1 protein-coding gene is annotated in these 746 nt (G+C 35.1%); it reads right to left on the reverse strand.

Annotation, left to right across the window (positions count from 1 at the left end):
• Positions 1–381 precede the first annotated feature (381 nt).
• Positions 382–746: transposase (locus tag ACFQ0I_RS17375; protein ID WP_379944261.1), on the reverse strand; the 365-nt coding region annotated here is incomplete at its 5' end.

Below are 746 nucleotides of genomic sequence, written 5' to 3' on the forward strand. Positions count from 1 at the left end.
CTTGGTTAGGCCTTGTAACTTGAACATCTTTAATGATGTTTTTATACTTGTAGAACCTGTGCAAAGAGTTTGTAGTTCTGGAACTATATTTCTTTCTGAGTGTAAGCATTTGATGTTTTCTAAGGACATTAAATAAGGTGTCTCTACCGACTTTAAGGTTGGCCTTGGCAAACTCATTATCTAAGGATTTAACAAGTTTACGCACGCCTTCTCTAGGTAGGGATTTGCGTCTTTTCTTTATTATCTCGATAATCTGCTGTTCTATTTTTAAACGCTTATCAGCTCTATTTTTATACTTATAGTAAGCATTTCGTTTATGTCCAAAACAATGGGTTATGGTAGTTAAAGAAGCAAATCCCTTAGCTTTTTCCTTGGCCTTGATTAAGGCTTTATACTTAACTTTTTTTTTAGTTCTGCAACAGATTTGTAGCCTAGATCTTCAGCCGCTACTTCCAGGTATGAATCCAATACTAAAGCATCCAGATCCTTTTTTAAGAGTAGCTTTTTAAGCTGTTCAATCTCTTTTTGCAGTTCTTTAATTCGTGTTATCTCGTCTTTTGTTTCCACTTTTACTCTGGTGTTCATTAGGTCTTTACGGTTGTACTTTCTAATCCATTCATTAATGGTAGTGGGGGCAATGCCATAAAGTTTGCCTAATTGGTTCTTGTTTAGTTTACCGGTTGTAATTTCGTCCAGAATTTTCAGTTTGAAAGGTTCTGAATACCGTCTGATTACTTTGTCATTTC

Origin of the sequence: Mariniflexile aquimaris (genome assembly GCF_042676825.1) — a bacterium.
Taxonomy (GTDB): Bacteria; Bacteroidota; Bacteroidia; order Flavobacteriales; family Flavobacteriaceae; genus Mariniflexile; species Mariniflexile aquimaris.